The sequence below is a fragment of the Candidatus Protochlamydia sp. W-9 genome (assembly GCF_001950615.1).
GTDB classification, from domain to species: Bacteria; Chlamydiota; Chlamydiia; order Chlamydiales; family Parachlamydiaceae; genus Protochlamydia; species Protochlamydia amoebophila.
This window is the reverse complement of sequence record NZ_BCPZ01000186.1, coordinates 1-3552: the sequence shown is the minus strand read 5'-3', so window position 1 is coordinate 3552 and position 3552 is coordinate 1. Positions and strand designations below refer to the sequence as shown.

The 3552-nt window shown below is 39.8% G+C and carries 2 protein-coding genes and 2 pseudogenes; 2 read left to right on the top strand and 2 right to left on the bottom strand.

Annotated elements, in window-relative coordinates:
* Both BU804_RS06275 and BU804_RS06270 read left to right on the top strand, forming a co-directional pair.
* Positions 1–140: pseudogene (locus BU804_RS06275) on the top strand (IS5/IS1182 family transposase); the annotation flags it as partial.
* A gap of 292 nt (positions 141–432) precedes the next feature.
* On the top strand, positions 433–3096 hold the full coding sequence (locus BU804_RS06270; protein ID WP_079988637.1) for a leucine-rich repeat domain-containing protein: 2664 nt from the start codon (positions 433–435) through the stop codon (positions 3094–3096).
* Positions 3097–3208: 112 nt separating this feature from the next.
* On the opposite strand, the gene BU804_RS14755 is transcribed toward BU804_RS06270, so the two are convergent.
* Both BU804_RS14755 and BU804_RS12045 read right to left on the bottom strand, forming a co-directional pair.
* Positions 3209–3430 carry a hypothetical protein gene (locus tag BU804_RS14755; RefSeq protein ID WP_226996149.1) on the bottom strand — a complete coding sequence of 74 codons (222 nt, stop codon included), beginning with the start codon at positions 3428–3430 and terminating at the stop codon, positions 3209–3211.
* Positions 3427–3552, bottom strand: a pseudogene (locus BU804_RS12045) (IS5/IS1182 family transposase); the annotation flags it as partial. The pseudogene BU804_RS12045 and the gene BU804_RS14755, both read right to left, overlap by 4 nt.

Below are 3552 nucleotides of genomic sequence, written 5' to 3'. Positions count from 1 at the left end.
ATAAAGATCTCTATAAGTTAAGGCATTTGGTGGAAAATGCATTTTTACATTTGAAGCGTTGGAGAGGAATAGCGACCCGTTATGCAAAGAACACAGCCTCATTCTTGGCTGCAGTCCATATTAGATGTATTGCTATATATGGGCAGGGCAGAAGTCTCGTGACTACACTATCTAGAAATGGAAAATTTAATCTTAAACAGATGAATTTATGCGGACTTAAGGCATTTTCAAATCAAAAACTAAGGAGTTTATGTTTGAACCATATTGATCCTTATTTGTTTTTTTAATAACTCTTCATTGATAAAATAAAACTTTCTCTTAAAACGTGACTGCCTATTTTATCTCATAATTATTGCAATAATTTTTATTTATAAATAATATTGTTAAAACATTTATAAATTAAAATTTATTTCACTCATTGGGATGGTCATTTTGAATATTTCTAATTTTGGGCTTAATTCTAGTTATTTTGTTAATACAATGGCTTCTTCTTACTCTCAATCTCAAGGGATTAATGACCCTCTTGTGGATGAGAATAATGCCTTAGACAATCCTTTGGCTAATACAGAAGAAACTAGTGCACCAACGATTCCAGCTCCCGATCCTTCAGTTTCATCTGAAGAAATTCAATTAAACTTTCAAGAAGGAACTTCTCTGATTATTTCTCATTCTCAGCTAGCTTTGTTAAGGGACAAATCGCCTTATTTTAAGAATCTGTGGTCAGGGCAATTTCAAGAAACCCTACAACATCCTCTCGCTTTAATACAAAAAGACTTTATGCTTTTGCTCAATTGCCTGATGGACGATAACTTTAAAGTTTCCTTAGAAGAAATCCCTTCTGCCATTCAACTAGCCGATTATTATGAACTAACAGAAGTGATAACAAATTTAGAAGAACAGCTGATTGATGGATACAAATCACAAAGATTTGAACCCTTTAACTCTACTGAAAAGAGTTTAATCGAATTAAAAGAGCTTTTAAATTTTGCACATCGCTGTCAATTAAATACATTGAAGGATTATTTAGAATTCACCTTTGTGAGCGCCTTATTAAACCAGACCTCTCAATTGGCGGAGTTTGAAAGAATCGTAAATCATTTTTCAGATGAGATAAAAACTCTTGATTTTTCAAATCAGGCTTATTTAACAGATGCCCATCTCTTAGCATTAAAAGATTGTGAAAATCTAAAAGTGCTTCATTTAGAGGCATGTCTAGCTATTACGGACGATGGATTAGCCCATTTGACACCTTTAACGGCTTTACAGCATCTCGATCTAAGCGATTGCGAGAATCTCACGGATGATGGATTAGCCCATTTGACACCTTTAACGGCTTTACAGCATCTCGATCTAAGCGCGTGCAGCAATCTCACTGATGATGGATTAGCCCATTTGAAAGCCTTAACGACTTTGCAGCATCTCGATCTAAGCGCGTGCAGCAATCTCACCGATGCAGGATTAGCCCATTTGACACCTTTAACGGCTTTACAGCATCTCGATCTAAGCTCGTGCAGCAATCTCACGGATGATGGATTAGCCCATTTGAAATCCTTAACGGCTTTACAGCATCTCGATCTAAGCTCGTGCAGCAATCTCACGGATGATGGATTAGCCCATTTGAAAGCCTTAACGGCTTTACAGCATCTCGATCTAAGCTCGTGTAGCAATCTCACGGATGATGGATTAGCCCATTTGACACCTTTAACGACTTTACAGCATCTCGATCTAAGCTACTGTCGAAATCTCACTGATGCAGGCTTAGCGCATTTGACACCTTTAACGGCTTTACAGCATCTCAATCTAAGCGCGTGCAGCAATCTCACGGATGATGGATTAGCCCATTTGACACCTTTAACGGCTTTACAGCATCTCGATCTAAGCTACTGTCAAAAACTCACTGATGCAGGATTAGCACATTTGACACCCTTAACGACTTTGCAGCATCTCGCTCTAAGCGATTGCGAGAATCTCACGGATGATGGATTAGCCCATTTGACACCTTTAACGGCTTTACAGCATCTCAATCTAAGCGCGTGCAGCAATCTCACCGATGCAGGATTAGCCCATTTGAAAGCCTTAACGACTTTGCAGCATCTAGATCTAAGCTGGTGCGATCAGCTCACTGACGCTGGAATAACGCATTTAAAACCCTTAATGGGTCTGCAGTATCTAAATCTAAATAAGTGCAAGGATCTCACCGATGCAGGCTTGGCCCATTTGAAAGCCTTAACGGCTTTGCAGTATCTCAATCTAAGCTCGTGCAGCAATCTCACGGATGTTGGATTAGCCCATTTGACACCTTTAACGGCTTTGCAGTATCTCGATCTAAGCTACTGTCGAAAACTCACTGATGCAGGCTTGGCCCATTTGAGATCCTTAACGGCTTTACAGCATCTCGATCTAAGCTCGTGCAGCAATCTCACGGATGATGGATTAGCCCATTTGACACCTTTAACGGCTTTACAGCATCTCGATCTAAGCTACTGTCGAAAACTCACTGATGCAGGCTTAGCTCATTTGACACCTTTAACGGCTTTACAGCATCTCAATCTAAGCTCGCTAAGCTCGTGCAGCAATCTCACGGATGATGGATTAGCCCATTTGACACCTTTAACGGCTTTACAGCATCTCAATCTAAGCTACTGTCGAAAACTCACTGAGGCAGGATTAGCGCATTTGACACCCTTAACGACTTTGCAGCATCTCGATCTAAACGCTTGCGAGAATCTCACGGATGATGGATTAGCCCATTTGACACCTTTAACGGCTTTACAGCATCTCAATCTAAGCTGGTGCAGCAATCTCACGGATGTTGGATTAGCCCATTTGACACCTTTAACGGCTTTACAGCATCTCAATCTAAGCTACTGTCGAAAACTCACTGATGCAGGCTTGGCCCATTTGACACCCTTAACGACTTTGCAGCATCTCGCTCTAAGCGATTGCGAGAATCTCACGGATGATGGATTAGCCCATTTGACACCTTTAACGGCTTTACAGCATCTCAATCTAAGCTGGTGCAGCAATCTCACGGATGTTGGATTAAATCGTTTTAAAACTTTAGCCACTTCACTCAATTTAGAAATTATTAGGTAAAAAAACCTTAATAAAAAAGCAGAAATTCTAGCGCCAAAAATAAAAGCACACTTTGTCCTAAGAAGATCAAGGATAAAATTTCATTGAAATTGAACAATTTCCATTGAGGCGCTTATTTAATAGAAATATCCGCGATAAGATGTACTATAGAATGGAAATTAAGCTTATAAACCAATTTTAGTGGCGGCGTTTTCCGTTTCCCGAATAGCAAGGAGATATGATATAATATTAAGTCAACTTTTTGCATGGAGAAGGCAGAAGGATCACTAATCTCTTGAAGAGGATAGTAAGAAGGAGCCGTTGTAGGGACAAGTTGACTAGATAGTGTAGTCACGAGACTTCTGCCCATATAGCAATACATCTAATATGGACTGCAGCCAAGAATGAGGCTGTGTTCTTTGCATAACGGGTCGCTATTCCTCTCCAACGCTTCAAATGTAAAAATGCATTTTCCAC